A 24,693-nucleotide genomic window follows, 5' to 3' on the forward strand; every position below is an offset into this window, starting at 1 on the left:
CACGGGGTGCGTGGCCTTGTGCTGTCGGTAGATCTACTGGGCGTTGCGGCGACGGCGCAGGACCGTTAGGCCGATGCCGGCTGTGGCAAGTCCTGTGGCTGCTGCGCCGGCGATGAGGCCCGTGCTGGGCCCGTCGTCGTGGTGGGTGTCCTGCGCGGCCTGCTGCTCGTGGTCGGCGCAGGCATGGCCGTCGGCGGCCGCGACGTGCACAGTGGTGCGCCATCCGCTTTCCAGGTCATCAGCGGTGACGCCGGGGCCTTTGAGGACGACCTTGTAGATGCCGGGCTTGAGCCCGCAGCGGATCTGCGCGGTGCCGTGGGCGTCGGACTTGCCTTCGGTGAGCTTGACCGGCTCGGTGAAGGCCTTGGAGTCGATGGTGAGGTGTTCGGGGCCGGTGCTGAGGCCGAAGATCCGGACGTCGGCGGTGACGTCGACCTGCCCGCCCGGCCGCAGCGGTGAGGCGGCGGCGGTGTGGCCCGTGGCGGAGTGCGGGGTGACGCCCAGCAGGGAACCCGATCCGTCGCCGGCCGAAGCCGTCCCGGCAGCGCCCAGGACAGCGGCGGCGCAGGCTGCGGTGAGGGCGGTAGCGCGCATGAGGGGCATGAGTCCTCGTTTCGGGTCAGTGGACCTTTGGGGCACACGCTGCTGTTCCTTGCCGGCACGGCTGCTGGTGTCGGCGAAGACGGACACTGCCCGTCCGACCAGCGCACGAGGAGATCGTCAGGCCGCTTGTTGCCGGTCAAGGAGCCGCCGGTCATCACCGCGGCGTGCGTCCACAGGGCCTTGGGCTTCAGCATGCGGTGCTCACCGCCGATGCCATGGGTGCTGCTGTCCGTGTAGAGGGTCAGTTCCCCGTCCGACCAGCGGACGATCACGTCCCAGTTCGCGCCTTGCGCATAGTTGCCGGTGGTCAGGATCGCGGCGTGCTTCCAGGTCTGGTTGGGCTTCTTCAGCTTGTGCTCGTGGAGGAATCCGCGCCCGTCCACGTCGGTGCAGAGGGTCAGTTCACCGTCGACCCAGCGCACGATCACGTCGTCGGTCCACTTGTTGCCGGTGTAGCGGCCGGTGACGACCTGGGTGGCGTTCTTCCACGTTTCGCTGGGCTTTTGCATCTGTGTCTCGGAGCGGAGCTTGCCGGTGTGACTGACGTCCTTGTACAGGGTGACTTCCCCGTCCACCCAGACGACGATCAAGTCGGACGGGTTCCCTCCGCTGAAGTCCCCGCCGGTGATCGCGGGCGGTTCGCCCAAGTCTCGTTCTTTGCGGCGAGCCGGGTCTCCCCGGAGTAGCCGCCACGGCCGTTGCCGCGGTAGAGAGTGACTTCGCCCGTCCGACCAGACGACGATCACGTCCGCGTTGCCGTCGCCGGTGTAGTCGCCGGATGCCATGTGCTTGGCGTGAACCCAGGTCGAGCCGCCGTTCTGGTGCTTGGATCCAATGGGGTAGACGCTGGGGTACTTGTTGGGTGTGCGGTTGTGCTGGGCGTCGTCGGAGATCTCCAACGCCCGCTCGCCGTAGGTGGCCGCCTAGGAGATCCGGTCGACGTTCGGACCGCCTTCAAGGCCGCCTCCGTTCCAGCCGCCCAGATTGCCGATCACGGTGCCGGTGCCGGTCGTACGGTTGAAGCCTTTGATCCAGGGGGCTCCCGGACGTGCCGGCCCGCTGGTAGCCGGCCAGACGGGTAGTGGTCAGGCGCGCTGCCGCGCGGAGCCGGGGCAGATGATCGGCCGGTTGTCCGGGTTGTGGCTGGCGCCCGGGTAGCCGATGACGCTCACGCTCTGCTTGAACTGGCCGCCGATCGAACCGAGCTTGAAGGCCGCGCCGACCGCCTGCCGCACCTGCTTGTGCTTGGGGTTCGCGCGGACACGAGCGAACGCGAAGTCGTAGTCGGAGTAGAGGCCCTTGGTGTTCTTGGTGTAGCGATTGTCCCGGAACCAGCGCTGCAGGGGGAACACGCATGGGTGATGGGAGGAGCGGCGGCCCTGGAAACCTCGTTGCTCCCCGAGGGCCCCACCTGGATCATGTGGCCATGGGGAGACGAGCAAGCGCCGAGACCACCGGAGTGCCTGCGGCTGCGGGCGTGCGCGTGGACTGGTGGGCTGTTCCCTCCAGCGTGAGAAGCCGGGTTGAGGCATCCCTGGGATCCCCCGTGGAGAAGGCCGTTACCCAGGCCGGTGGCTTCTCGCCTGGTGTCGCTGCTCGCGTGCGCCTCGTCGATGGTCGGCGGGTCTTCGTGAAGGCGGTGGGACCTGAACCCAACCCTGAGACTCCTGGCCTTCACCGGGCGGAGGCCCGGATCACAGCAGCCTTGCCGATCACTGCTCCTGTGCCGTCGCTGCTCATGGCCTTGGACCTCGAAGGCTGGGTCGTCTTGGTCCTCGAAGACGTGGACGGTAAGGCGCCAGCTCAGCCATGGCAGCTGGACGAGCTCCAGCGTGTCCTTGCGGCGGCTACTGAGCTGTCCGTACTGCTCGATCCTTCGCCGATCGAGGCGCCAACGGTTGCTGACCGTTTCGGTGAGAAGTTCCGAGGCTGGCGTCGGCTTGCCGCTGCTTCTGAAGAGGAGGCAGATGACCTGGCTTGGCTCGACCCCTGGGCGCGACGCAATCTCGGACGTCTCGTCGATCGAGAAGCTGCCTGGATCGCCGCTGCAGCCGGTAGTGCCCTGATCCATGGCGATCTGCGTGCGGACAACGTTCTGCTGACCGATGACCGCGTCATGGTTGTCGACTGGCCGTGGGCCGCAGTCGGTGCTTCGTGGTTTGACGTCGTGGCGATGGGCCCGAGTGTGATCATGCAGGGCGCCCCAGATGCTATGAGTTTTCTTGATCAGCATCTGCGCGCCCGCGGTGCCGACCCCGAAGACGTGACCACCGTACTCATCGCTATGGCTGGCTATTTTCTTCGCCAGTCCGTCCAGACCCCGCCGCCGGGGCTGCCGACAGTGCGGGGCTTCCAGCGCGCTCAGGGTGAAGCTGCCCTGGCTTGGGTGCGTGAGCGGACACGTTGGCGTTAGCAGACCTGTCTTGTGAGATGGAGAGGCCGTGGTGGATATGTGGCTTGTCATCGCGATTCCGGGGGTGAGGGGGCGTTTCGCGGTTCGGGGATGCCCAGGTCGACAGGTGGTCGCTGGGTTCGGCGTTGGGTTTCCTCGCGCTTGGCGCGAAGAAAGGTGAGTGTGAGGTCGATGCCCTCGGTCTCGCCGGCCCAGCCCTCGGGCCTCGGCGCGTGCTCGGCGGTCGAGGAGATCGGCCTCCAGCTCCGCGAGGCGGGGCAGCATTTTGGGGTTGACGTGCAGCATCGGGCACCGGACGCATGCGTGCTCGTGCTGGCAGGGAGTGCCGTAGGGTCGGCCGCAGGAGCCGAGTTCGACCTCGCGGCGGTCGAAGTGCTCCTCGAACTCGGCCCACTCGTCGGAGGTGGTGTCCCGGTATTCGCCCACGGGGCGAACATGGCGCCGGTGCTCCAGGTGTTCCTGGTAGTGGCGGATCACGTCTTCGTCGAACACCGCGACGTAGCCACGAGTGGTCTGGACATTCAGGTGTCCAAGCAGGGCCGCACCGATGTGGATCGGCAGGCCGCTGTTGACGAGTTCAGTGATGGAGATCCGGCGGAAGTCGTGCGGGGTGAACTTCAGTCCCTTGAAGCCGGGATGTACTTCGGCGAGGGCGAGGCAGCGCCGCTCGATCATCTTCCTGGATCGTGCCCGGGTTGAAGACCGCGGGAACCGTGCCGTTCTGCCGCTGGAAAAGGAACGGCATCGGAGGACTCCAGACCTTGTCGTGCGGGTCGTAGCGAGTCACCAGCGGAATCGGCCGACCGGTGCGAGCGTGTCGGCGGATGATCGACGCGATCACGTGGAAGAGCTCGGCGGACATCGGGATCACGCGCTCGCGGTCGGTCTTCGAAGGCGCGATGACCAGCAACGCGATGACCTCGCCACCAGGCCGCTGGTACTGCCGGATACTCAGGTGGGTGGGCTCGCATAGCTCCTCGATGCGCACGCCGGAATGCCGCAACGTCTCCACCGCCGCCCAGTCCCAGAAGGCGGCTTCCTCCTCAGCGGCGATGTGGACCATCTCGCCGCTGTCGTTGTTGCGCAGACGCGGCGGAATCGGCGCGCTGTGGCGGCTGAGCTTCCGGTCGGCCTCGCTCAGCACGCGCGTGTAGCTGGTGGCGGCGAAGGTGAACGGCTCTCCCTCGCCCGCTTCCTCGGCGAGTTGGAGCAGCTGGCGGGAGTGGTCGTAGCGGGACTCGACGTGCTCGACGAGTACGGGCAGCAGAGGCTGGCGCTGGCGGGTGCGGTCGGCGCTGCGCTCGTTGATCCGTCGGCGGCGTGCGCCGAGTCCGTGCATGTCGGACGGAGGGACCGGGCAGGGGGCGACCCACGCAGCCCACCGCTCGGGTTCCTGAGCGGCCCAGGTGTGCAGGTCGTAGTAGAAGCTGCGGACCGAGATGACCAGGCCGTCTGCCCCGGCGCGTGGAGCACCGTTGTCCTTGACGGCGATCATCTCCCGCCAGGCGGTGTAGACCTCCGGGGAGATCCGCAGGTCGACCTGGTCTGGGCTGATGCGCTCGATCTTCTCCCAGAAGTAGTGAGCCAGGTGCAACACCAGGTTCTTCAACGTGCCGTAGTCGGTGTCCGCGCAGCGGCGCGTGAAATAGTCGATCAGCAGCCCGCGAACGGCCTGGTTGCGGATGGGATAGTGATCGACGAGTTCCTCGATGCTCTTCTGACCCCGCATGAGAGCAGCGCGCATCGTTGCCGGAACCGTTGGTGACAGTCGGCCCATGGCGTGGAGCACGTGCCACACACCTTGACCGCGGAGCCGGTTTCCGGCCTTGTTCCCCGGGTCCACTACCGACCACGCACGCCGGTTCTCCTGCGCGAAGTGCAACAGCGCGGGCGCCGTGACATCGCTCAGTGCGACACCCTGGACGGCCAGCAGAACGCACAGGTCGAACAGAGCCTCGGCGCGGTGCGCATAGGTGTGCTGGTGCACCTCGACCTGCTTGACGAACTCGTCGAGCCGCGAGTCCTTCTGCGCGGTGATGAAATGGGACGCGAAGCTGGTCATGTGGTGGCGGCGGAAGGCCACCATGGACGGCTGGATGACGCGCAGGCAGATCAGCGCCCGCAGGCCGGTGGTGAGCTTGATGCTGGGGCTGCGGCGGCACTCCAGGTCGTTGACGTGGGCCAGCCCCTGCCCGACCGGGCTGGCGTCCCACCGCTCCTGCCAGGTCAGGCCGGGGTAACCGGCCAGGTAGTCCAGGACCGCGCGGGCGGCCATGCCGCGCTGCTGCCGCGTGGACAAACCTCCCTCCCAGACGTCGACGATCAGCCTGGCGATGGGCAGGGCACTGGTGCGGGAAAGGTCCCCGAACGGACGAGGCGGCGTGCCAGCGGTGGCTGGCTCGGCTGTCATCGGGCCGCCGACGAAGCGGCTGGGATAGTCGAGGCCCTCGGCGATCGGGCCGTGGCGGCGGCTGACGCCTGTGGTGGGGCTCGCGGCGGTCTTAGGCACCGAACACCGCCGCGATGTCATCGGCGGCGTAGCCGGTCGGATAGCTGATCTGCGGCCGGGGCTGGTTGTAGTGCTCCAGCAGCGCGTCGAAGATCTCCTCAACCCGCACCGCCAGGTACCGGCTGGTGGTCTGGATGTTGGCATGGCGCAGCACCGCCTGGACTTCGGGCAGGGTGAGCTTGCCACCGTTGGCCATCCGGTGAGCTGCGGTGTGGCGCAGGTCGTGAAGCGTCCAGTTCGTGCCCAGGTTCTGCTGGGCCCGCTGCACCACCCGACGCATCGCCCAGTAGGTCAGCGGCCGGTCTTCCCGTGCCGAGTTCGCCAGACGGGCTCACCGGCCGGGGGCGTGCCGGTGCTGTTTAGGTAGCGGGCCAGCCGGACACACGCCTCCGGCGAGACCGGAACGAGCTCGCGTTCCCGGGTGCCCTTGGAGATGACGTAGAGGCTGGCTTGGCCCAGTGGATGTCGCCGATGCCGACGCCGAGCAACTCCTCCGCCGGTGCACCGCTGGAAACGTAGCAGTCGAGCAGGGCTCGATCCCGCTCGCAGCCCATCGCGGTGAACGACTCGTCCCACAGCGGATCGGGAATGGAGCGCGGAGGCCGATTGCCGACCTTCTGTCGCAGCCGTGCCCGGCCCAACACCGGCTTGGGCTCCAGCGGGCTCAAGTGGCTCAAGGCGCGACGCCGCTGCGGCGAGACGGGCACCGGGTTCACCACCGGCCCACGTCCGTAGTGCGCATGGAACGTGTAGAAGCCGCTCACCACCGACAACACATGGTTGATCGTCGTCGGCGCGTACCCAGGGCCGAGGTACGGCTTCCCGGTCCGCGAATTGACAGTCCCCGGAGGTGGCGACTGAGGGTTGCGCCGGCGACGCTGCGGGTTCGGGGCCGTGCGCAGCCAGCCGGTCAGGACGGCCGTCTCCCTCTCGGTCGCCCGTTCCCAGGCGACATCGAGCAGCCACAGCAGCCGGAACCACCGCAGCATCCCGAACCCGTAGCTACGGGCAGTCAGCGGGCTGCTGTCGCTCAGGGCCAGGTCGCGTAGGTACGCGGTGACCGGCTCCACCTCGCACCCGAGGCCGTTGACGACAACGTACGGAGGGTGGGCCTCACCGGTCTCCACCACGGCACCAGCGCGGGGCAACTGGGCCCGACCCTCCAGCAGTTCGTTACGTAGATCCACTTCACTCTCCTTGATCGTGGTGACCAACACCGCGATCAACGAGGAAGGGAGGTGCAGATAACTGTGCAGTGACCGGCGGTCAGGATGATGTTCTTGCCCGGACTGTCGATGACGCTCGCCGAGCGGAAACGGTCCTTGAGGTCCTTGGTGACACTGAAGAACCTACCCACCGTGCGTACCCCGCCGAAGTGCACGGCCTTCAGGCCGCCTGCTTTCAGGCCGCGGCGCGCGGAGGCCTCCGGCTGCTGCTGCGGCTTCGGGCCCTCGGGCAGGGCAGGGCTGCGGCCATGCGCGCAGGCGTCCAGTACTTCTCCGCCGCCTGGCCGGTCCACACACCGCCGCTGTTCGCTGGCTGGCCAGCCGCTTGGGGCGGCTGGGGCGTGGTCGAGGACTGCGGGGAGGGCGGTGCGGCCAGTGCGGTGTGTGCGCCGGCGGTCATGAGCGTAGCGCCCAGGACGAGCGCGGCGGCCGTACTCAAGGTTTGACGTATATGGCGTATGTAGGCCAAACCCGTGGGTCCTTCAATTTCTATGGCGTTCTTCGCATTCCAGTCGGACGGCACGCACCCAAGAGGTTCAACAGCTTGTGGAAGCGGCCTGGCCGGGAGTCTGCAGGGAGGTGGCGCTGCATGTGGTGCCGGCGAAGTGTGCTGCGGCGATTGTCCTCATCGCCATCCGGCATCTGCGCGGCTTCGCGGACCTGACGCAGGCTTAGGAGACTGCGGAAGGGGTGCTCCTGAAGGGGAAGGTCGCCGACGTGCACGCCATCGCCGTGGGGATCCGCCGACTCGGCGTCGCCGTCGGTACAGGCAGTGCGTAGCAACCTGCAGGACCTGCGGTACCTGCTCAAAGTCCTCGATAACGATCAGGGGTTCATCATCACCGACGTCACCCGCGGCACGGTCGGCAACGGCGAGCGTCCGGCGTTCCTGTTCGACACGTGCCGGTCACACCATCCGCAACAGTGGGCGACGGCAAGACAGGACAGCGCGGGAGGCGGGCGAGCCCGGCATGCGACTGCGTTGCCCAAGCAGCAGCGCCAACCGCTCGATGCCCAGCACCACGATGCGGACCGCTGCAACCGCCGAGGCCCAGCGGCGGCAGCGGGCACTGCCCCTACTTCAAGCCGAGATTCTGCTCGGCCGTCACCCAGTTCGAAGCAATGGCCTTCTGGGCCGCTGCGAGGCTCACGCGCCCGTTGCAGATGGCGGTGTGCAGGTGGGACTCGACCTTGCCCTTGTCGTCGTTCGGACCGCGCCGGGCTTGTGGCCGGGGCTCCGCGGATGTGGAACCGTCTGGGATTCCTGAGTCGGGAATGAGTCATTCCGAGGGCTCTGGCGGCCTTGCGCGGACCCTCCTGTATGTTCTTTCGAGCTCGCGGAGGGTGAGTTCCCTGGGGCTGAAGAGGTCGATCGTGGCTGATGAACGGCTTGATGCCGAGTGGGTCCGGGCTTGGTGCGAGCAAGCGGGTGTGGCACTCACTGAACTGATGCAGTCGTTCCAGGCGCGACACGGTTTCCCGCCCGGCAGGAACGCGGTCGCGCTCGCAACGGAGGAGAGTCATAAGGCGACGGACGCGCTCGTGGAACTGACGCCGATTCCCTCGGACCTGACCACGATGTACTGGGTGATCGACGAGGTGTCCCTGCCCGATGTGGACAACGGCTACTTCATCCATCCGTCCTCAACGGTGGCAAGCCACTTCCGCACGTACGGGGCGGTTCAGATCGACGGGGAAGAGCCTGCCCTGGTGTTCGCCAGCGACGGCGGCGGCCGTCTGTTCGCACTGGCAGGATCCGGGCGGGTCTGGAGGTCCACCACCGCCTCCTGGTTCGATCAGTTCGACCTTGCCGCCGCAAGCCTCCAAGAGTTCCTCGAAGGCCTGGCACAACGGATCAGCGGTCAGCTCTGACCGGCCCGCCAAAGTCGATGACCGAGGCGGCAGAATGCGGCGGTGACGAATCTTGCCGAGATGAGTGAGCGCCAGTACTTCGCCCAGTTCGCCAAGCGGACAGGCATGTTCATCGGCCGGACGACGCTCAGTGGAGCGACCGCCTTCATGGTGGGTTATGACCAAGCTGCCCGCCGGCATGGCGGGCCCGGCCTGGAGGGTTGGCGCGAGTGGCTGATGGCGAACCACCAGGTCAGCGACAACCTCGTCTGGGAAGCCCATATTCGGCAGATTGCCCTTCCGGATTGGCCGGGCGGGTGGGACCTCACGCCCGAGCAGGAAGTGCACGTTCTCAAGGTGCTCTTCGAGTTGCTCGACAAGTTCCTCGCCGAACGGGAGGGATCCGCTTCACAGGTTTGACGTATCACTGTCCACCACGCGGGCGACGTAGCCGCTGTAGGTGCGGCCCGCCAGGTCTGACCAACGGACAGCGGTGCTGGGGGTGATGCCGAGAGCCTGTGCAAGGAGGGGTGCTTCGATGCGTGCGGCCAGATGAAGCAAGGCCCGTGACCGTGCCGGTCCGGGGTGAAGCCCGAGCCGGCGCAGGCGAACCACGGCTCGGGGGTGGCTGAGTGGCTGGCCCGCCTTCATGCCGGGAAAGAGCCAAGAGCCCGTCACGATGGCAGCTCCTGCACGTGGCAGGCGATCTTGCTGCAAGTATGGGACGACAAGTTGGTCGAGTAGCGGTGGTAGGCGAAGCTCGGTCGCTCCCAGCCGCAGGTAGACGTCGACGCCGCCGTCTCCGTTGTCGGTGATCCGGACGTCGTCGGTGCGGATCATCAGTGTTTTCGTCAGCGGGATGGCGTAGGTCAGGATGATTGCGCTCATGACGCGGCGGCGAGATCGCTGTGCAGCAGCACGCTGCGCAGTTCGGTAACGACGTTGTTCATGTTGGAGGCGAGCGTCATCTGCACCCACGGATTGCCGACCAGACACCGCCGTGTCTGCTCCCGCAGGCGATGCGCCGCCCGCGCCGCGCCGGTCGCCGTCCACTGCCCGGCCTGGTCCCGGGTTCGCTCCCGCTTGCCCCGGCTCGTCTTCCCCACCCCCTGGCCCCCTCCCACCATGACCGATGGCAAGGCCGTACCCCAGCGCTCTCCGCACGACACGACGCGATCCGGTCGCATGACGGCGGCATCGGTGGGTCCGGGCCTGCTCCATCGCGGCGCACAGCGCGACCCGGGCCGGCTCGACGCGAAACAGCTCGCCACCGCTCATGCCTGCCCGCACGGGAGGCAGCCGAGGTTCAGGTGACCGTCCACAGTCAGGTGGGGTTCGGCGGAGTGATGCCGGTTCCCGCATACAGCTCGGACATGGCAAGCCGACGTCGGCTGTCCCTGGCCATCTCCGCGCAGGGCCGGGACAGCCCGCCGCCGCTGTTGGAGACGTCCGTTCGGGCCCCGGCGGGCAGCGGGGTCCGCGTCGAGACCCTCGTCCGCCTCGCCCGGCCGCCACAACTTGCAGGCCTGGAGCGGGATGTACCCCGATGCGCTGGGCCGGCTGAGCACAGACCTGTCCCCACCCGCCGCGGGCCGGTAGGGGTCAGCGGGAAACGCGCCTCAGCGCCGGACCGGGCGCACCGGGCGCACCGGGAGCGCTTCGACGCTGTTGCCGATGAAGCTGCGCTGGCGGGGCAGTTCGGCCTCGGGGACGGCGAGGTCGAGATCCGGGAAGCGGGTGAAGAGCCGTTCCAGGGCGATCGTGGCCTCGAGGCGGGCGAGCGGGGCGCCCACGCAGTAGTGCACGCCCTGGCCGAAGGAGAGGTGCCGGGCCGCGCCGGGCCGGGTGACGTCGAAGCGGTCGGCGTCCGGGCCGTGGAAGGCCGCGTCGCGCCCGGCGGCGGTGTAGCCGGCGAGGACCGGGGTGCCCTGCGGGATCACGGTGCCGCCGAGGGCCAGGTCGCGGGTGGGGTAGCGGAAGGGGAACCAGCTGACCGGCCCGTCCCAGCGCAGCGTCTCCTCCACCACGTCCGACCAGGTGGCCTTGCCATCCAGGACCAGCGCCAGCTGGTCACGGTGGGTGCACAGTGCCCGTACGGCATTGCTGATCAAGTTGAGGGTGGTCTCGTGGCCGGCGACCAGCATCAGGCGCATCGTGCCGATGAGTTCGGCCTCGCTGAGCCGGTCGCCGCCGTCCTCGCGGGCGGCTATCAGGGCGCTGGTCAGGTCGTCGCCGGGGGCGGCCCGGCGAGCGGCCGCGATCGTGCCGAGCAGCTCGACGAGCTCGCGTACGGCGGCCATCACCTCCGCCGGGGTGGTGTCGGTGGCGATGACCACCGTGTAGGTGAGGTCGTGCAGCCGGCCGCGGTGCTCGGGGTCCACGCCGAGCAGCTCGCAGATGACGCTCATCGGGAGCGGGAGCGCGAAGTGGGTGCGCAGGTCCGCGATGCCGTCCGGGTCCCCGGCGGCGGCCCGGCCGAGGTCGTCGAGGAGGCCGGAGGTCAGCTCCTCGATACGCGGCCGCAGCCGCTCGACCTGGCGGGCGGTGAAGGCGTTGCCGACGAGGGAGCGCAGCCGGCGGTGGTCGGCGCCGTCGGCGGTGTGCATGCCCTGGGCGTTGGCGAAGACCCGCAGCGGCCAGTCCGCAGGGATCGTGCCGTCGTTCAGGGCCGGGCAGTGGCGGGCGTCCTTGGCCACGTCGGGATGGGAGAGGAACTCCTTGAGCGCGTCGTGCCCCAGGACGACCGCTGCGGGCACCCCGCCGGGCAGGACGATGTCCGCAACGGGCCCCCGGGCCCGCAGGTCGGCGTTCAGGGCGTGCGGGCAGCCGCCGGCTGGGTCGACGACATGGGCGGGCGCGGGAGCGGGGGTATGGGAAGACAAGCCGGGACTCCTGACTGTGGACGAATACCGGCCAACAGTGCGGTGTCGAAGGCCGGTTGTACAAGTCCGGCCCGCCAACGCCTCGGCCGGGGGCTCGGTCCATCCGGCCCGCTGACTTCCGAAGCCGGGGACCGGAGACTCCAGCCTCGCCTTCCGTCTTCGGACCGGGGTCCGGCATATCCAGCCTCGCCGGGCGTCTGAGGCGCGGGGTCTGGCAATTCCAGCCTCGCCGGTTTCTGAGGCGCGGGGTCTGCGGCGGTGGCGTTCTTCACCTTGCGGTTCTTCAGCCATGTTCCGATCCGCCTCGCCCCGCTGCGACGGATCGCGGGCGACGCCTGGTGCACGGCCGCCCACCTGGGCAGGGCGACCGTCGACCACTCCGTCTCCAAGGCCGTCGCGAAGATCACCCACTCCCGTCTCATCATCATCGACGACATCGGCATGCTGCCCTGCGGCCAGGCCGCCGCCGAGGCGTTCTACCGCGTCACGATGCCGCCTACGAACGCCGCTCGACGCTGGCCACCGCCGCGGTCGACCGACTCCTGCACCATGCCCACGTCGTCCTGGCCAAGGGGTCCTCGCTCCGGCTGACCCAGGCCACCAGCGGTCAGGGCGTCGTTGCGCTGAACCAGCCGGGCTGATTCCCGGCCCCCTCAGACAGGCTCCGGAAGCGGGCCGATGTGCTTGATGACACGCTCGCGCAGAAGGAGGTACTCCTCCCAGCGTCGCGGCAGCGGGCCCGGCGGGCGCTCGACGACACGGGCAGCCGTGACGGTCTGTCCGCGCTGGAACTGCTCGCGCGTCAGGTCGAGTTCCCAACCGCTGGGCAGCCTGTTCCACCAGTGGAAACCCTGCTGGGTCCCGTCACAGTGCACCTCACCGACCATGAGATCGCCGCCGAAGACGTCGTTGACGATCAAGGCAGTGATGTCGCAGTGCCCCCAGGCCGGGTTGTCCGGCTGCCAGTCGGCCTGGTCGTCGGGCGAGCAGGTGTCGGCGGCCCAGCTGGCTCGCAGAGCGTTGTCAAGATCAAGCAGGTTCCACGGGATCATGCCGTCAGCATCGCAGCCACCACTGACACACGACCCGCCAGACAGGGGACGAACTGCCGTCACGGTCGCCGGGCGGAGAGGAGTTCAGACCAGGTGATCCCAGCTGTCCTCGGCTGCCTGACGCGATGACCTCCGGGAGCTGCTGGTGGGATGCCGGGCCGGGCTCAGCGGACGGTGCGGCGGCCCTGGGCCGGTTCGCCGCGTAGGGCTGTCACAAACGGGGAGGCCGTCTAGTCCTTGCTACGGACAGTCTCTGTTTGGAGGAACACATGAGCGCTGAGCACGCACATCTGCCCCCGGGCGTTGAGGTGATCACGACTCTGCCGGAGGCGGCGAACCGGATCCCGGCCGGCGCCGAGGCCAGGACCATCCGGGTCACCCTGCCGCCCGGTGACCCCGGCGCGCCGCCGCACCGGCACCCCGGGCCGCTCTTCGGCTACGTGACCCAGGGCGAGATCCTCTTTGAGCTGGAGGGGCAGCCGCCCCGGGTGCTCAAGGCCGGTGACGGCCTGTTCGAGCCCGGGGGCGACGTGATCCACTACCAGGGCGCCAACAACCTCCCGGACGCGCAGTCACAGCTGGTGGTGACCATGTTCGCGCCGCCGGGTACCCCGGTTCTGACCGTGGTCAGCGCGGAGGAGCTGGCCGAACGACGACACCTACGGTTCACCCAGCCATGATGACCACCCGGTTCGGGGGGCTCACACGTAGGCGCCCCTGGCCGCCGAGGCGTGGACCACGGCGACCGGTGTGCCGTCGGTGAGGACGCCGGTGATCCGGAAGTACGACGTCTGGCCGAACTCCATGGGCACGTAGGCGTGGTAGAGGCGGTTCGGGGCCGCCGCGACGGAGGTGACCGGTTCGTATGTCCTGGTGGTCGCGTTCCAGCGCTCCACTCGGTACGTGGTGATGCCGGCGCAGGCCGTCGCGTCGGAGCAGGACCACTCCAAGCGGCCGCCGGTTCCGGCCATGGTGCTGGTGTTGAGGACGATGAGGGCGCCGGAGTCCTCGCCGAGGGCGTCGTCGGGCCTGTTGTCGAGTTCGGTGGTGGTGACGGTGGGGGCCTGGCCGAGGGCGATGTGGTTGGCCCATTCGTCGACCGCTACGACGAGGAAGGTCACCGTCTCGCCGTCCGCCGGTCCGGCGCACAGCATCGCATTCGGCAGGGAGGCGGGCTTTGTGGGGTCGACGGCGTCGTGGCACCCGTCGCTGTCGTAGCCGGTGCTGCCGTCCGGCCGCCGTACGACTCGGGTGGCGCTGTAGCGCAGGCCGCTCTCGGCGGGGGCGTCCCAGCTCAGCAGGACGCCGTCGGCGCGGGGCGTGGCGGTCAGGCCGGTCAGCGGGGCCGGGGCCACGCTGTCGGGGGTCACCGAATCCGGTGCGGACATCGGTGACGCGTTGCCGGCGGCGTCGGTCACCCTGACGGCGTAGGTGTAGGTGGTGCCGTCGAACGCCGGCAGGTCGTCCACGTACACGTAGACCGACCTCGGCGACGACGCCATCGACGTTGTGGCGATGAGTTCGGGGCTGTCGCCGAGGGTGTTGCCGGTGGAGCGGTAGATGCTGATGGTGCCGCCGTTCCTCATCTCCTCCTCGGTGCGTGCGTCCCAGTTGATCTTCAGGGAGCTGGGGGTGTTCGCCATGTGGGACACGGCGATGACGGGCGCCGCCGGTGCGACGGTGTCGATCGGGTTGACCGTCAGAACGGGGGCGCTCTCGGACAGGTTGCCGGCGCGGTCGGTGGCGGCAATGTAGTAATGGATGGGCTTGCCGTCGCGGCGCAGTCCGGTGTCGGTCCACGTGGTCTTCTCGGTCAGGACCATGGGAGCCCAGTCACCGACCGCGGTCTGCCGGTAGACCCGGTAGTAGGCGAGGTCCATCTCCTTGTTGGGCGCCCAGGAGAAGGCGGCGGAGTCGGTGTCCTTGTCGTACACCACCTTCGCCGCGGTGGGCGCGAGCGGGGCGACATGGTCGACGGTGGCACCGGTGCGCGGGGTGTAGGCGAATGTGACGGCGGCGGCACCGGTCCAATGGGCGTAGTCGATGCGGAGTGTGTGAGTGCCGCGAGGGATGGTGAGGTCGACGGTCCGGGAGACGGTGCTGGTCCCGTTCTTCCAGAGGTCGATCTTGCGCACGCCATCGAGGTACACGCGGATGCCGTCCTGGCCGGAGGCGGCGAACGAGAAGGGCCCGCCGGAGCCGAAGTCACGGGTCACGGTCCAGCGAACGCCGAAGTTGTCCTTGGCGATGCCGGAGACGCCGGGCGAGTTGGTGCCCCAGTTCTCGCTGACCGCAGTGTCACACTCCGTGCGCTTCGGCGCGCCCGAGAAGGAGGTGTTCGCGAAGAACTGCCGAGTATAGGTGTTCGCGGTGCACGTCGCCGCCGATGCCGGTGAACTGGTGACCGCGACAAGGCCGCTCGTCATCGCCACCACCGCCGCGGTCGCGGCCGCCAGACGGGACTTTCCGATACTGCTCACTGCATCCCCTTCAAGACGCGTGACCGTCCTTCGGACAGTCATACGAGAAGTGGGATTCACGAGAGCGGCCTGGGGTTGTACGGCCTGAGGCCTGTCCGGGGGATCATGCGGGGCGGCCCACCGGCGCTCAATCGCTGTAGCGACCCGCCGGACAAGGAGCTGGGTGGAGCGGGTTGGGTCCGTCGATAAATACCTCGACATCGGTCGCGGTGATCGGGGACGCTTCGCGCGATGACCAGAATCGACGACACGCCTCCCGCGTGGGACGAGCGCACCCAGCTCACCACGTTTCTCGACTACGCACGTGACACCGCCCGCGCCAAGTGCGATGGCGTCTCCGCGGAGAACGCACGCAAGGCGCTCCTGCCGGGCTCACCTCTGATGACCATGAGCGGAGTGATCAACCACCTCCGCTGGGTCGAGTACTACTGGTTCCAAGTGGTCTTCCTCGGCGAGGAAGACCGGGGCCCCTGGACCGAGGAGGACCCCGACCGCGAGATGCGTATCGCCGTCGACTTCCCGCTCGCGCAGTTGCTCGACGAATACGCCGAACAGAGCGCCCGCTACTGCGAACTGGTCGCCGGGCACGGCCTGGACAAGCAGGCTCAGCGAGCCGTCCGCAACGGCCTCCACGTCGACCTGCGCTGGATTCTCCTCCACCTCACCGAGGAGACGGCTCGCCACAACGGCCACCTGGACATCCTGCGCGAGATGCTCGACGGCACGACCGGCGGCTAGATCCAGCGGAGATCACGGGCGGAGCCAGAGTCGGATCGCGGCGACTGTGACGGTGCCGTGGAAGATGTGGCCGCGTTTGTCGAACGTCGTGGCCATGGCCTGGGAGTTCTTTGTGGATCTTGTAGGTGAGGCCGCCCTGGAGCATCCCCTGTCCCTCGTCGGGGCGGTGCTGCCGGGGCGTGCGCCCTAAACGGTGGCAGGTCGTCTTGACGCCGGCCCGCTCCGCAGGGGCGGCCAATCAACCCCGTGAACCTTGCCGGTCACAGCAGAGGCTTTCCGGCCCGGCCCCGTCGGCGACCTGAACGCCGACGGAGCCGGGTCAGTCCTCGGGTGCCGGGACGACCGTCAGATGGGCGCCCGTGCCGCGCGGCCTGCGCGGGCGTCGCGCGGCCGCGAACGGGCGCCGGGCGTCGCGCAGGACCAGCGTCAGGCGGGTGCAGCCGATCTCCCGCAGGGTCGCGGGCGTCTCGTCGACGATCCGGCACTCGGTGGGACCCCGGCGCGGGTCGGGGTGGAGCAGGAGGCGTACGGCGCCGTCGAGCTGCGTCCCGGCCTCGCCGACGGCGCGGATCCAGTGCGGCAGGCCCTGCCGGAAGGCGGCTTCCATGATCGGGTCCTGGGCGATGTCCCGGCGGACGGCCTGGAGTTCGTGGTCGTGGCCGTAGCGCTCGAGCGCGGTCTTGAAGTGGGCCAGCATCGGCAGGCACCAGCCCGCCTCGTGATCGCCCAGGATCCCGGGGGCATCGGGGTGGAACAGGACGAACCGCAGGAAGTTACCCCCGGGCATGGCCGTCGAATGAGGGCGCACACCCCGGAAAAGTGTCTCGAATGCACCGTTGGACAGCATCACGTTCCAGCGGTGGTCGACGACCAGGGACGGGAGCGGGACGGCCTCCAGAAGTGTGGCGTAGTCCTGGAGATAGGCCTGGACCTCGCATGCCTCGGGGACGAGCCGCGGCGCCGGCCACTGCCCTCCTGCCTGATGTGCCATCGGGAGGTCACCCCTCTTGCCTCTGCGGCCTTCACGCGGCGAAGCGATCCTGCTGCCGGACGACAGCCGTGTCAACTATCGTGGCATTCCATGCCGGTTGACGGCTGAAATCCGCCACAGTTGTGGCGACACCTGGATGCGAGTTCGAAGCACCCGCTACTCTCCGGGAAGTTCACGACAACCGCTTGTGAGAAGCACTGCGCACCTCAAGCCCTCGAGAGACGTAGGAGTTCTGTCGGTGACGGATGGCTACGAGGATCCGGGCGCCACGGAGACCGCTCAGCTGCCGGCCGTCGTCGCCCGCGTCACCGCACTCGCCGACCGGCTCGGCGTGCCGCACGCCGAGGTCTTCGACGTAGGGCGGCTCAGTGTTGCCTGCGGTGTCCCGGAGCCGGTGGTCAGGGCCCTGCTCAGCGGCCGCCCGGCGGGCGAGCCGGACGTCCAGGCCCGTTTCCTGCAGCGCCTGGACCTGCTGCGCCGCACCCGACTGAAGCCGGGCGGCCGCAAGTACACCCAGCAGGAGATCGCCGACGGTGCGGGCATGTCCCGGCAGCAGGCCGGCGCGCTCATCAACGGCGACCGCCGGCCCACCATGGAGCACTGCGACGCCCTGCAGCGGTTCTTCCGCGTGCACGCGGGCTTCCTCACGGCGGAGGACCCCGAGGCACTGGCGGGTGCCCTGCAGCGCACCGAGCAGGAGCTGCTGCAGAAGCTCGCCGACCGGGAGCGGGCCGCGGCCGAGGCGGCCGACGATCCGCTGGAGCGGCTGCTGCAGGACCACGGGGTGCGCGGGATCGCCTGGCGGGCCGCGCAACTGCCCACCGACCAGCACCGCGACAAGGTCGCGGAGTGGCTCGACATGCTCCTGGAGAGCGTCAAGCGGCCCGAGTCGTGAACCTGGGGAGAGCAGTGGGCATCGGCAGGGACATGCGCCGGCTGTGCGCGGAGCTGGTCGGGGAACTCACGCTGCCCGCGCCGGCCCCGCCGCAGGAGCTGTACCGCGCGCTGTGCGAGGCGATGAGCCGCCGCCGCGGCCGCCCCGTCCACTTCCGTACGGCCGCCTTCCCGCCCGGCACGGCCAGCGGGCTGTGGCTGGACATGGCCGACCGCGACCTGGTCGTGGTGGAGGAACGGACCGCTCCCGAGCACCAGTTGGTGATCCTGGGTCACGAGCTGTGGCACATGCAGGCCGACCACTGCGGCCACCAGCTCAGCGGTGCCGGCCTCGGTGTGGCCACGCGGCTGCTGAGCGAGGGCACCGACGAGGCCGCGCTGCGGGCCACGGTCCTCCGGGTCGCCGCCCGCACCCCCTCCGACCAGGCCGAGGAACGCGAGGCCGAGACCTTCGGCCTGCTCCTGGCCAGCAAGTGCCGCACCTGGCTGACCGGTTCGGCCCTGCGCGGCCCGGGCCGACGCGACGACGTGGCGGGGCGGATCGAGGCGTCCCTGGGGTATCCGGGGCCGCAGGGCTGAACGGACGAGGACCGGCGGATCTCCGTGGGGTTCCGCCTCCGCTGAGCGGGCGAACCCGGGCAGAACCGAACGGCGTTGTCAGTGGCGGACGGCAAGCTGGATGCGTGCGCCGTACCACGCGGTGCACCGCGCCGCAGGGCGCGTGACCGTGATGCCGAACCGGGGAGAGCCGACCGATGCCCACCGCCGTACTGACCGACCGTGAGCGCACCGCCGTCCAGGCCTATCTGCGGCTGCTGCATACCGTGCGCGCAGCCTTCGACGGACCACCGGACGGCGTGCGGCCCGTCGTGGTGCCGCCCGCCGTGCTCGCCGAGGCGGAGAGTGCGCTGAGGCGGGCGGGACTCGCGGGCAACGAGGAGGAGTTCTTCCGGCTGCTGCGCCATTGGTGCCCGCAGGAGTGAGCCCGCGCACCCGTGACCGTCCCGTTCACTGGTGCGGGACGGTCACCGCCGTCAGCACCAGACCGCTCTCGACCAGCCAGCTGCCGTCGAAGGCACCCAGCTGTACGCCGTCCACGAGCGGCCCGGGGACGAGGAGCCGGGCGTGGAAGCGGCCGCGCGTGCCGGGCCCGGGGTCGGGGACCAGCTCGATGTCGGCCTCGGAGAAGTCCAGCCAGGCGCGGGTGAGCGGGAACCACGCCTTGTAGACGGACTCCTTGGCGCTGAACAGCAGCCGGTCCCAGTGGACGCCGGGCCGGTCGGCGCACAGCCCGCGGTGCCGGTGCTGCTCGGCGGGCAGCGCGATGGTGTCGAAGACGCCCTCCGGGAGCGGTGCGTGCGGCTCGGCGTCGATGCCGAGGGAGGCCAGGTCCGTGGCGCGGACCAGGGCGGCAGCGCGGTAGCCGTCGCAGTGGGTCATGCTGCCGGTCAGCCCGTCCGGCCACTGCGGGGCACCGCGCTCGCCGGTCAGGACCGGCTGCGGCGGCACACCGAGCTTCTCCATGGCGCGCCGGGCGCAGACCCGTACACCCGTGAACTCCCGGCGGCGCTTGGCCACCGCCCGTGCCACGAGCTCCTGCTCCTGCGGGTACAGCGCGGCGGCGTCGGTGTCCTGGTCACCGAACCCCTCCACGGCCACCACCGACTTCGGGAGCAGCTCCTCGATCACCGGGTCCGACCTCCATCGGCAGAATGCGGCGCAGCTGCCCCGGCGAGGCCGGGCGCTTGCGCCATTCACGGGGGTATCCCACGGACACCTCTTCGAAGCGGACGCCCTCGTGCCAGGTGGTCCGCGGGATGTGCAGATGTCCGTAGACCATGGTCTCGACACGGAACCGGTGGTGCCAGTCGGCGGTCAGGGCGGTGCCGCACCACATGGCGAACTCCGGGTACCACAGCACGTCCATCGGATGCCGGTCGAGCGGATAGTGACCCGCGAGGACGGTGGGCAGGTCGGCGGGCAGCTCGGCGAGCCTGCGCTCGGTCTCGGCGACCCGGGCGCGGCACCAGTCCTCGCGCGTCGGGTAGGGGTCGGGGTGCAGCAGGTACTCGTCGTTGCAGACGATGCCGGTGCGGTGCGCGTAGGCCAGCCCCTCCTCCTTGGTGGCGCAGCCGGCCGGCAGGAAGGAGTAGTCGTACAGCAGGAACAACGGGGCGACGACGAGCGGGCCGCCGGGGCCGTGCCACACCGGGTACGGGTCCTCGGGCGTGGTCACGCCCAGTTCCCGGCACACGTCGACGAGGTGCTCGTAGCGGGCGACGCCGCGCAGGGTGACGGGGTCACTCGGGTGGGTCCACAGGTCGTGGTTGCCGGGCGCCCACAGGACCTTGCGGAAGCGGTCCGCGAGCGTGCCGAGGGCCCAGCGGATGTCCGCCACGGTCTCCGCGACGTCCCCGGCCACGATCAGCCAGTCGTCGTCCGTTCGGGGGCGCATCTGTTCGACGAGCGCGCGGTTCTCCGGATAGGAGATGTGCAGGTCGCTGATGGCCAGCAGCTGTCCGGCCCCGGCCGTCGACTCCACCCCGCGCCCCTTCCGATCATCCCGTCGGCACCACAAGAACACATTCACCGACCGTGGGACAAGGGCAACCCCCGGTTGGGTGGCCCTGGACAGCCCGGGGAAATCCGTAACATCCGCGTTGCACGCACGGGCCTTTGAAAGCCGTATGATCGCCCCAACGCCAACGCCCCTAACCTCCCTTCGCACAGGGCCGTTTGGTGACCCCTTTGGGTGACCCTTCCTTCCTCCTGCCCGGGCACGGGCCGCTGAGCCCTGCCCGAAAACCGTGAAAGGCGGCCTGCATGCCCTCTCGCGTACGCGTCTGGCTCAACCGCACGTACGCGGAGAACGTGTTCTTCATGGATCAGCTGCGGAGAAATCCCAGCGACCGGGCGGTCGAGATCCATGCCACGCACGGGGACGCCGACTCCCCCGTGCTGGCCGCCGCCGACACCGCCGACCTGGAGCCGGAGGGTCTGTCCCCGGCCGGCTACGTCGAATACGCCCTGGACCAGTGCGTACGGCGCGGCATCGACGTGTTCGTGCCCCGGCTGCACCAGGCGGCGATCGTCGCGCACCGCGCCGACTTCCGGGCGGTGGGTACGGCGCTGCTGGCGCCGACACCCGAGGCGGTGGCCGTGTTCGAGGACAAGGCGACGGCGTACGAGGCGGTCCGCTCGGTCGGCGTTCCGGTGCCGCCGTGGTGGCGGGTGCGTAGGGCGGAGGAACTCATCGCCGCCGTCGAGGAGTTGGAGGCCGCCGGGCACAGGGCGTGCTTCAAACCGGCCGCCGGTGCGGGCGGGGTGGGCTTCCGTGTGATCACGCGCGCCCCCTTCTCACTCCTGCACCTCGACGGCTTCCCGGGCCCGTACGTCCAGCTGGACCTGGTCGTCGAGGCGCTGCGACAGGCCGAGGAGCCGGTGGACTGGCTGGTGATGCCGCGCCTGGAGCAGCCGGAGGTGTCCGTCGACTGCCTGACCGGGCCGGACAACCGCATCCGGCTGGCCGTGGGCCGCACCAAGAACGGCCGCCGCCGGGGCTTCACCCTGCACCAGCAGTGGCTGGAGCCGGCGCGGCTGATCGCGGAGGGCTTCGGGCTGCACCACCTGTCCAACATCCAGTTCCGGATGTTCGGGGACCGTCCGGTGCTGCTGGACGTCAACACGAGGCCCGCCGGGGGCCTGCATCAGCTGTCGCTCTGTGGGGTGAACGCGCCTTGGGCTGCGGTGCAGTTGGCGCTGGGCGAGGACCCCGGTGTGATCGAGCCGCCGTTCCTGGGACAGGACTACACGGTGGTGTCGGGGCCGCGGCCGTTGAGGCCGGTGTCGCTGCCGCAGCAGAGGGTCGAGGAGGCGGAGGTGCTGCTGCCCGCCGTACCGGCACCCACGCACGACGTCACCACGAAGGCCGGCACCCCCGCCACCGCCCCCGCATAGCCTCGCCCCTCACACCGGTCTGGACCAATCAAGGTCCATCCTCTTGACACCCTGATTGGTCCATACCAACTTGGTTGGCGCACCTTCGCACTCCCCTGCACTCCCGAACACCCCATTCCCCACAGGGAGATCGCGTGCGCCACATACTCGGGCGTCCCAGACGCCGGCTTCTCGCTCTGCTCGGCTCCGCCGCCCTCGCGGTCGGCGGAGCCGTCGCGCTGCCGGGCACGGCCCAGGCGGCCAACATCCTCATCAACCCCGGCTTCGAGTCGGGCGGTGTGTCCCCCTGGAGCTGCACCGGCAACCTCGGTTCGGTCGTCTCCTCCCCCGTGCACGGCGGCTCCAAGGCCCTGCAGGGCGCGGTGACGTCGAGCGACAACGCGCAGTGCAGCCAGACGGTCGCGGTCCAGCCGAACACGACGTACGCGCTCAGCGGATGGGTGCGCGGCAGTTACGTCTATCTCGGCGTCACCGGCGGCGCCTCCACCTGGACGACGTCCCCGTCCGCGTACAGCCGGCTCAGCGTCTCCTTCACCACCGGCGCCTCGCAGACCAGCGCCACCATCTATGTGCACGGCTGGTACGCGCAGGGCACCTACTACGCCGACGACATCAGCCTGGACGGTCCGGGCGGCGGAGGCGGCGGGGACACCCAGGCGCCGACCGCGCCCAGCGGGCTCACCTCGACCGGCAAGACCTCCTCGAGCGTGTCGCTGCAGTGGAACGCCTCCTCGGACAACGTGGGCGTGACGGCGTACGACATCTACCGCGGATCGAGTCAGGTCCTCAGTGTTTCCGGTACGTCCGCCACGGTCAGCGGGCTGTCGCCGAGTACGGCGTACACCTTCAGCGTGAAAGCGCGGGACGCGGCCGGGAACACCTCCGCGGCCTCCAACTCCGTCTCCGTCACCACGGATGCGGGCAGCGGTGGCGGTACGGGGTTCAAGCAGGCGGCACCGTACCTGTACGAGGGCTGGGGCGATCCGCCCAGTCCCAGCACGGTGATGAGCGCGACCGGCATCAAGTGGTTCACGATGGCGTTCGTGCTGGACTCGGGCGGCTGCACCCCCGCCTGGGACGGCAGCCGGGCGCTGACCGGCGGGGTCGACCAGACGGCCATCAACCAGATCCGCTCGGCGGGCGGTGACATCGTCCCGTCGTTCGGCGGCTGGCAGGGCAGCAAGCTCGGCGCCAACTGCTCCTCCTCGAGCGCGCTGGCCGGAGCGCTGCAGAAGGTGATCGACGCCTACTCGCTCAAGGCGATCGACATGGACATCGAGAACACGGACGAGTTCGAGAACGAGGCCGTGCAGGCGAAGATCCTCACCGCGCTGAAGACGGTCAAGGCCAACAACCCCGGTCTGAAGACCATCGTGACGTTCGGGACGTCCACCACCGGGCCGACGTACTACGGCAACCGGCTCATCGAGCAGGCGCAGTCGCTCGGCGCCGACGTCGACGTCTTCACGATCATGCCGTTCGACTTCGGCGGCGGCTCGGACATGTACGGCAACACGGTGAACGCGGCCGAGGGGCTGAAGAACAAGCTGAAGTCCACCTTCGGCTGGGACGACGCGACCGCCTACTCCCACATCGGCATCTCCGGCATGAACGGCCTGTCCGACCAGCAGGAGAACACCACCCCGGCGATCTGGACCCAGATCCGCGACTGGGCGAACGCGCACCACATCGCCCGGCTCGCCTACTGGGCCGTCAACCGCGACCGGCCCTGCCCCGGCGGCGGCGTGGTGAGCAACTGCTCCGGCATCAGCCAGAGCACCTGGCAGTTCACCTCGATCACGGCTGGCTTCACCGGCTGAGCGAGGCACCGGCACGACCGGCATCCCCCCGGCTTCAGGGCCGGGGGATTCTTTTTCCGCCCGGGGTGTATCAGGGGGCGAACTGGCCGCTCTACATATCAGGAACGGGGGAAACGGGGGGAGCACCACCGGGGGGAACACGGGGGAAGCACCAACGGGGGAACGGGGGATCGGGTCGGCCGGCCGCGGTCACGGGGAGCGACCGGCCGACCCGATGCACATCTGATGCACATCTGTGGGGGCCGTGGGCAGGTCCACCGCCTTCAGAGGCGGCCGGCGCCCCGGTACAGCTCCAGCTCACCATCCAGTTCCACCGCGAGCACCGTGGCGTGCGGGTCGAGGTCGGCCGCGGCGGGCGGCTCGATCCACGGCACCCCGGGCGTCTCGTGCAGACCGCCGGTGACCCGGTGGGTCAGTTCCTTGCCGCTGCCGAGCACGGTGACCCGGCGCACCTTTCCCAGCAGCCCGCGTACGTTGATCTCGGCGCGCGGGGGCGTCGGTCGACTGACTTGTGGTGGTGGTCGTGGTGCTGGAAGCCCCAGGAGTCGTTGACCGTCAGGCACAGCTCCCAGGGGCCCTTGGGCGGGATGACGGGGGCGCCCTGCTCGGGGGTCGCGTAGTCGCCCTCGCCGAGTATGCGGGCGTTGAAGACGACTTCCGGCACGTACGAGCGGATCAGCGCGGCGAGTTCGCGGATGCGCCACTGCTCCTCGCTGCGCTCCCAATCGCCGTCGAACCACATCAGGTCGGGCCGGTAGCGGGAGGCCAGCTCCCGGATCTGGCCGTCCCGGTAGGCGAGGAACCGTTCCCAGGCGTCCGGGTCCTCGCAGTCGGCGGCGGCCTCGGAGTACCGGTTGTCCTCCTGCTCCGGCGGCCGGCCCGGCCTGCGCGTGGAGGCGTAGTCGGGGTGGCTCCAGTCGGAGTGCGAGTAGTAGAGCCCGACCTTGAGGCCCTGCTCGCGCAGGGCGTCGGCGTACGGGCCGAGGAAGTCGCGGCCCAGTCCGAGGCCGCCGTGCGCGGTGTCCCACAGGGCGACGCCGTCGTGGTGCCGGCTGGTCAGGACCGCGTACTTGGCGCCCGCGCGGGCGAACAGGGCCGCCCACTCACGGGGGTCGTAGCGCGCGGCCGTGAACCGGTCCAGCTGGGACATGTACCGGTCGTAGGGCACGAGGCCGTCGTAGAACGACCAGGACTCCTGGACGCCGTCGACGGCGTAGATTCCCCAGTGGACGAAGATCCCCAACTTGGCGTCGGTGAACCAGGTTTGCATGGCCATG

24 protein-coding genes and 4 pseudogenes are annotated in these 24,693 nt (G+C 69.4%); 11 read left to right on the forward strand and 17 right to left on the reverse strand.

The annotated features are described in order from the left end of the window. Positions 1-33 precede the first annotated feature (33 nt). On the reverse strand, positions 34-594 hold the full coding sequence (locus ACZ5DS_RS10160) for a hypothetical protein (RefSeq protein WP_468235699.1): 561 nt from the start codon (positions 592-594) through the stop codon (positions 34-36). Positions 595-1,688: 1,094 nt separating this feature from the next. Continuing rightward, positions 1,689-1,955, reverse strand: a complete 267-nt coding sequence (locus tag ACZ5DS_RS10165) for a hypothetical protein (protein ID WP_468235701.1) — start codon at positions 1,953-1,955, stop codon at positions 1,689-1,691. Positions 1,956-2,149: 194 nt separating this feature from the next. Between ACZ5DS_RS10165 and ACZ5DS_RS10170 the strand changes: the two genes are divergently transcribed. Beyond that, entirely contained in the window at positions 2,150-3,016 is an 867-nt protein-coding gene (locus tag ACZ5DS_RS10170; protein WP_468235702.1) for a phosphotransferase family protein, read from the forward strand. Positions 3,017-3,559: 543 nt separating this feature from the next. On the opposite strand, the pseudogene ACZ5DS_RS10175 reads toward ACZ5DS_RS10170, so the two are convergent. The 5 genes and pseudogenes from ACZ5DS_RS10175 to ACZ5DS_RS10195 all read right to left on the reverse strand — a co-directional run. Next, positions 3,560-3,607: pseudogene (locus ACZ5DS_RS10175) on the reverse strand (hypothetical protein); the annotation flags it as partial. Beyond that, positions 3,594-5,525 carry a tyrosine-type recombinase/integrase gene (locus ACZ5DS_RS10180; protein ID WP_468235703.1) on the reverse strand — a complete coding sequence of 644 codons (1,932 nt, stop codon included), beginning with the start codon at positions 5,523-5,525 and terminating at the stop codon, positions 3,594-3,596. The gene ACZ5DS_RS10180 and the pseudogene ACZ5DS_RS10175, both read right to left, overlap by 14 nt. Continuing rightward, the gene (locus tag ACZ5DS_RS10185) at positions 5,518-5,805 is read right to left on the reverse strand and encodes a tyrosine-type recombinase/integrase (protein WP_468235704.1); all 288 of its coding nucleotides are present in this window, start codon (positions 5,803-5,805) and stop codon (positions 5,518-5,520) included. Before ACZ5DS_RS10185 ends, ACZ5DS_RS10180 begins: the two co-directional genes overlap by 8 nt. A gap of 79 nt (positions 5,806-5,884) precedes the next feature. Next, entirely contained in the window at positions 5,885-6,712 is an 828-nt protein-coding gene (locus ACZ5DS_RS10190; RefSeq protein ID WP_468235706.1) for a hypothetical protein, read from the reverse strand. A 35-nt stretch (positions 6,713-6,747) separates the two neighbouring features. Continuing rightward, positions 6,748-7,044, reverse strand: a complete 297-nt coding sequence (locus ACZ5DS_RS10195) for a hypothetical protein (RefSeq protein WP_468235707.1) — start codon at positions 7,042-7,044, stop codon at positions 6,748-6,750. Positions 7,045-8,125: 1,081 nt separating this feature from the next. On the opposite strand from ACZ5DS_RS10195, the gene ACZ5DS_RS10200 reads away from it, so the two are divergent. Together ACZ5DS_RS10200 and ACZ5DS_RS10205 are read left to right on the forward strand one after the other, a co-directional pair. Beyond that, positions 8,126-8,623, forward strand: a complete 498-nt coding sequence (locus tag ACZ5DS_RS10200) for a hypothetical protein (RefSeq protein ID WP_468235708.1) — start codon at positions 8,126-8,128, stop codon at positions 8,621-8,623. A gap of 42 nt (positions 8,624-8,665) precedes the next feature. Further along, entirely contained in the window at positions 8,666-9,022 is a 357-nt protein-coding gene (locus ACZ5DS_RS10205; protein ID WP_468235710.1) for a hypothetical protein, read from the forward strand. Here the strand turns inward: ACZ5DS_RS10205 and ACZ5DS_RS10210 are convergent. From ACZ5DS_RS10210 to ACZ5DS_RS10220, 3 genes are all read right to left on the reverse strand, one after another. Beyond that, a complete protein-coding gene (locus ACZ5DS_RS10210; RefSeq protein ID WP_468235711.1) occupies positions 9,011-9,490 on the reverse strand; it encodes a hypothetical protein in 480 nt (159 codons plus the stop codon). The two genes, ACZ5DS_RS10205 and ACZ5DS_RS10210, sit on opposite strands and share 12 nt — an antisense overlap. Continuing rightward, positions 9,487-9,708, reverse strand: a complete 222-nt coding sequence (locus ACZ5DS_RS10215) for a hypothetical protein (protein ID WP_468235712.1) — start codon at positions 9,706-9,708, stop codon at positions 9,487-9,489. The genes ACZ5DS_RS10210 and ACZ5DS_RS10215 overlap by 4 nt, the downstream gene beginning before the upstream one ends. A gap of 513 nt (positions 9,709-10,221) precedes the next feature. Beyond that, the gene (locus ACZ5DS_RS10220; protein WP_468235714.1) at positions 10,222-11,484 is read right to left on the reverse strand and encodes a cytochrome P450 family protein; all 1,263 of its coding nucleotides are present in this window, start codon (positions 11,482-11,484) and stop codon (positions 10,222-10,224) included. 333 nt (positions 11,485-11,817) lie between these two features. On the opposite strand from ACZ5DS_RS10220, the pseudogene ACZ5DS_RS10225 reads away from it, so the two are divergent. Beyond that, positions 11,818-12,125: pseudogene (locus ACZ5DS_RS10225) on the forward strand (ATP-binding protein); the annotation flags it as partial. A 12-nt stretch (positions 12,126-12,137) separates the two neighbouring features. On the opposite strand, the gene ACZ5DS_RS10230 reads toward ACZ5DS_RS10225, so the two are convergent. After that, a complete protein-coding gene (locus ACZ5DS_RS10230; protein ID WP_468235715.1) occupies positions 12,138-12,536 on the reverse strand; it encodes a YunG family protein in 399 nt (132 codons plus the stop codon). A gap of 269 nt (positions 12,537-12,805) precedes the next feature. Between ACZ5DS_RS10230 and ACZ5DS_RS10235 the strand changes: the two genes are divergently transcribed. Further along, positions 12,806-13,216: a cupin domain-containing protein gene (locus ACZ5DS_RS10235; protein ID WP_468235717.1), complete on the forward strand. Its 411-nt coding sequence runs from the start codon at positions 12,806-12,808 to the stop codon at positions 13,214-13,216. A 21-nt stretch (positions 13,217-13,237) separates the two neighbouring features. Here the strand turns inward: ACZ5DS_RS10235 and ACZ5DS_RS10240 are convergent, their stop codons facing one another. Further along, the gene (locus tag ACZ5DS_RS10240) at positions 13,238-15,016 is read right to left on the reverse strand and encodes a PA14 domain-containing protein (RefSeq protein ID WP_468235718.1); all 1,779 of its coding nucleotides are present in this window, start codon (positions 15,014-15,016) and stop codon (positions 13,238-13,240) included. A gap of 231 nt (positions 15,017-15,247) precedes the next feature. Between ACZ5DS_RS10240 and ACZ5DS_RS10245 the strand changes: the two genes are divergently transcribed. Then, positions 15,248-15,754, forward strand: a complete 507-nt coding sequence (locus ACZ5DS_RS10245) for a DinB family protein (protein ID WP_468235720.1) — start codon at positions 15,248-15,250, stop codon at positions 15,752-15,754. A 12-nt stretch (positions 15,755-15,766) separates the two neighbouring features. Here the strand turns inward: ACZ5DS_RS10245 and ACZ5DS_RS10250 are convergent. Both ACZ5DS_RS10250 and ACZ5DS_RS10255 read right to left on the reverse strand, forming a co-directional pair. After that, positions 15,767-15,865: pseudogene (locus ACZ5DS_RS10250) on the reverse strand (IS5/IS1182 family transposase); the annotation flags it as partial. A 208-nt stretch (positions 15,866-16,073) separates the two neighbouring features. Then, complete coding sequence (locus tag ACZ5DS_RS10255; protein ID WP_468235721.1) at positions 16,074-16,745, reverse strand: MmyB family transcriptional regulator; 672 nt, start codon at positions 16,743-16,745, stop codon at positions 16,074-16,076. 238 nt (positions 16,746-16,983) lie between these two features. On the opposite strand from ACZ5DS_RS10255, the gene ACZ5DS_RS10260 reads away from it, so the two are divergent. The 3 genes from ACZ5DS_RS10260 to ACZ5DS_RS10270 all read left to right on the forward strand — a co-directional run bounded on the left by ACZ5DS_RS10260 (position 16,984) and on the right by ACZ5DS_RS10270 (position 18,622). Further along, a complete protein-coding gene (locus tag ACZ5DS_RS10260) occupies positions 16,984-17,640 on the forward strand; it encodes a helix-turn-helix domain-containing protein (protein ID WP_468235723.1) in 657 nt (218 codons plus the stop codon). A 32-nt stretch (positions 17,641-17,672) separates the two neighbouring features. Then, complete coding sequence (locus tag ACZ5DS_RS10265) at positions 17,673-18,218, forward strand: toxin-antitoxin system, toxin component (protein WP_468236404.1); 546 nt, start codon at positions 17,673-17,675, stop codon at positions 18,216-18,218. A gap of 176 nt (positions 18,219-18,394) precedes the next feature. Then, on the forward strand, positions 18,395-18,622 hold the full coding sequence (locus ACZ5DS_RS10270; protein WP_468235724.1) for a hypothetical protein: 228 nt from the start codon (positions 18,395-18,397) through the stop codon (positions 18,620-18,622). Between the two features lie 25 nt (positions 18,623-18,647). On the opposite strand, the gene ACZ5DS_RS10275 is transcribed toward ACZ5DS_RS10270, so the two are convergent. Both ACZ5DS_RS10275 and ACZ5DS_RS10280 read right to left on the reverse strand, forming a co-directional pair. Next, positions 18,648-19,328 (reverse strand): 4'-phosphopantetheinyl transferase family protein, encoded by a 681-nt coding sequence (locus ACZ5DS_RS10275; protein WP_468235726.1) that lies wholly within the window; start codon positions 19,326-19,328, stop codon positions 18,648-18,650. Next, positions 19,276-20,181 carry a metallophosphoesterase family protein gene (locus ACZ5DS_RS10280; protein ID WP_468235728.1) on the reverse strand — a complete coding sequence of 302 codons (906 nt, stop codon included), beginning with the start codon at positions 20,179-20,181 and terminating at the stop codon, positions 19,276-19,278. Before ACZ5DS_RS10280 ends, ACZ5DS_RS10275 begins: the two co-directional genes overlap by 53 nt. 281 nt (positions 20,182-20,462) lie before the next feature. Here ACZ5DS_RS10280 and ACZ5DS_RS10285 point away from each other — a divergent pair, with 281 nt between their 5' ends. Beyond that, the gene (locus ACZ5DS_RS10285) at positions 20,463-21,596 is read left to right on the forward strand and encodes an ATP-grasp domain-containing protein (RefSeq protein WP_468235730.1); all 1,134 of its coding nucleotides are present in this window, start codon (positions 20,463-20,465) and stop codon (positions 21,594-21,596) included. Between the two features lie 134 nt (positions 21,597-21,730). Then, entirely contained in the window at positions 21,731-23,416 is a 1,686-nt protein-coding gene (locus ACZ5DS_RS10290; RefSeq protein WP_468235732.1) for a carbohydrate binding domain-containing protein, read from the forward strand. A gap of 263 nt (positions 23,417-23,679) precedes the next feature. On the opposite strand, the pseudogene ACZ5DS_RS10295 reads toward ACZ5DS_RS10290, so the two are convergent. After that, positions 23,680-24,692: pseudogene (locus tag ACZ5DS_RS10295) on the reverse strand (alpha-L-fucosidase). Position 24,693 lies beyond the last annotated feature (1 nt).

This window comes from Streptomyces sp. NPDC031100 (assembly GCF_055570785.1).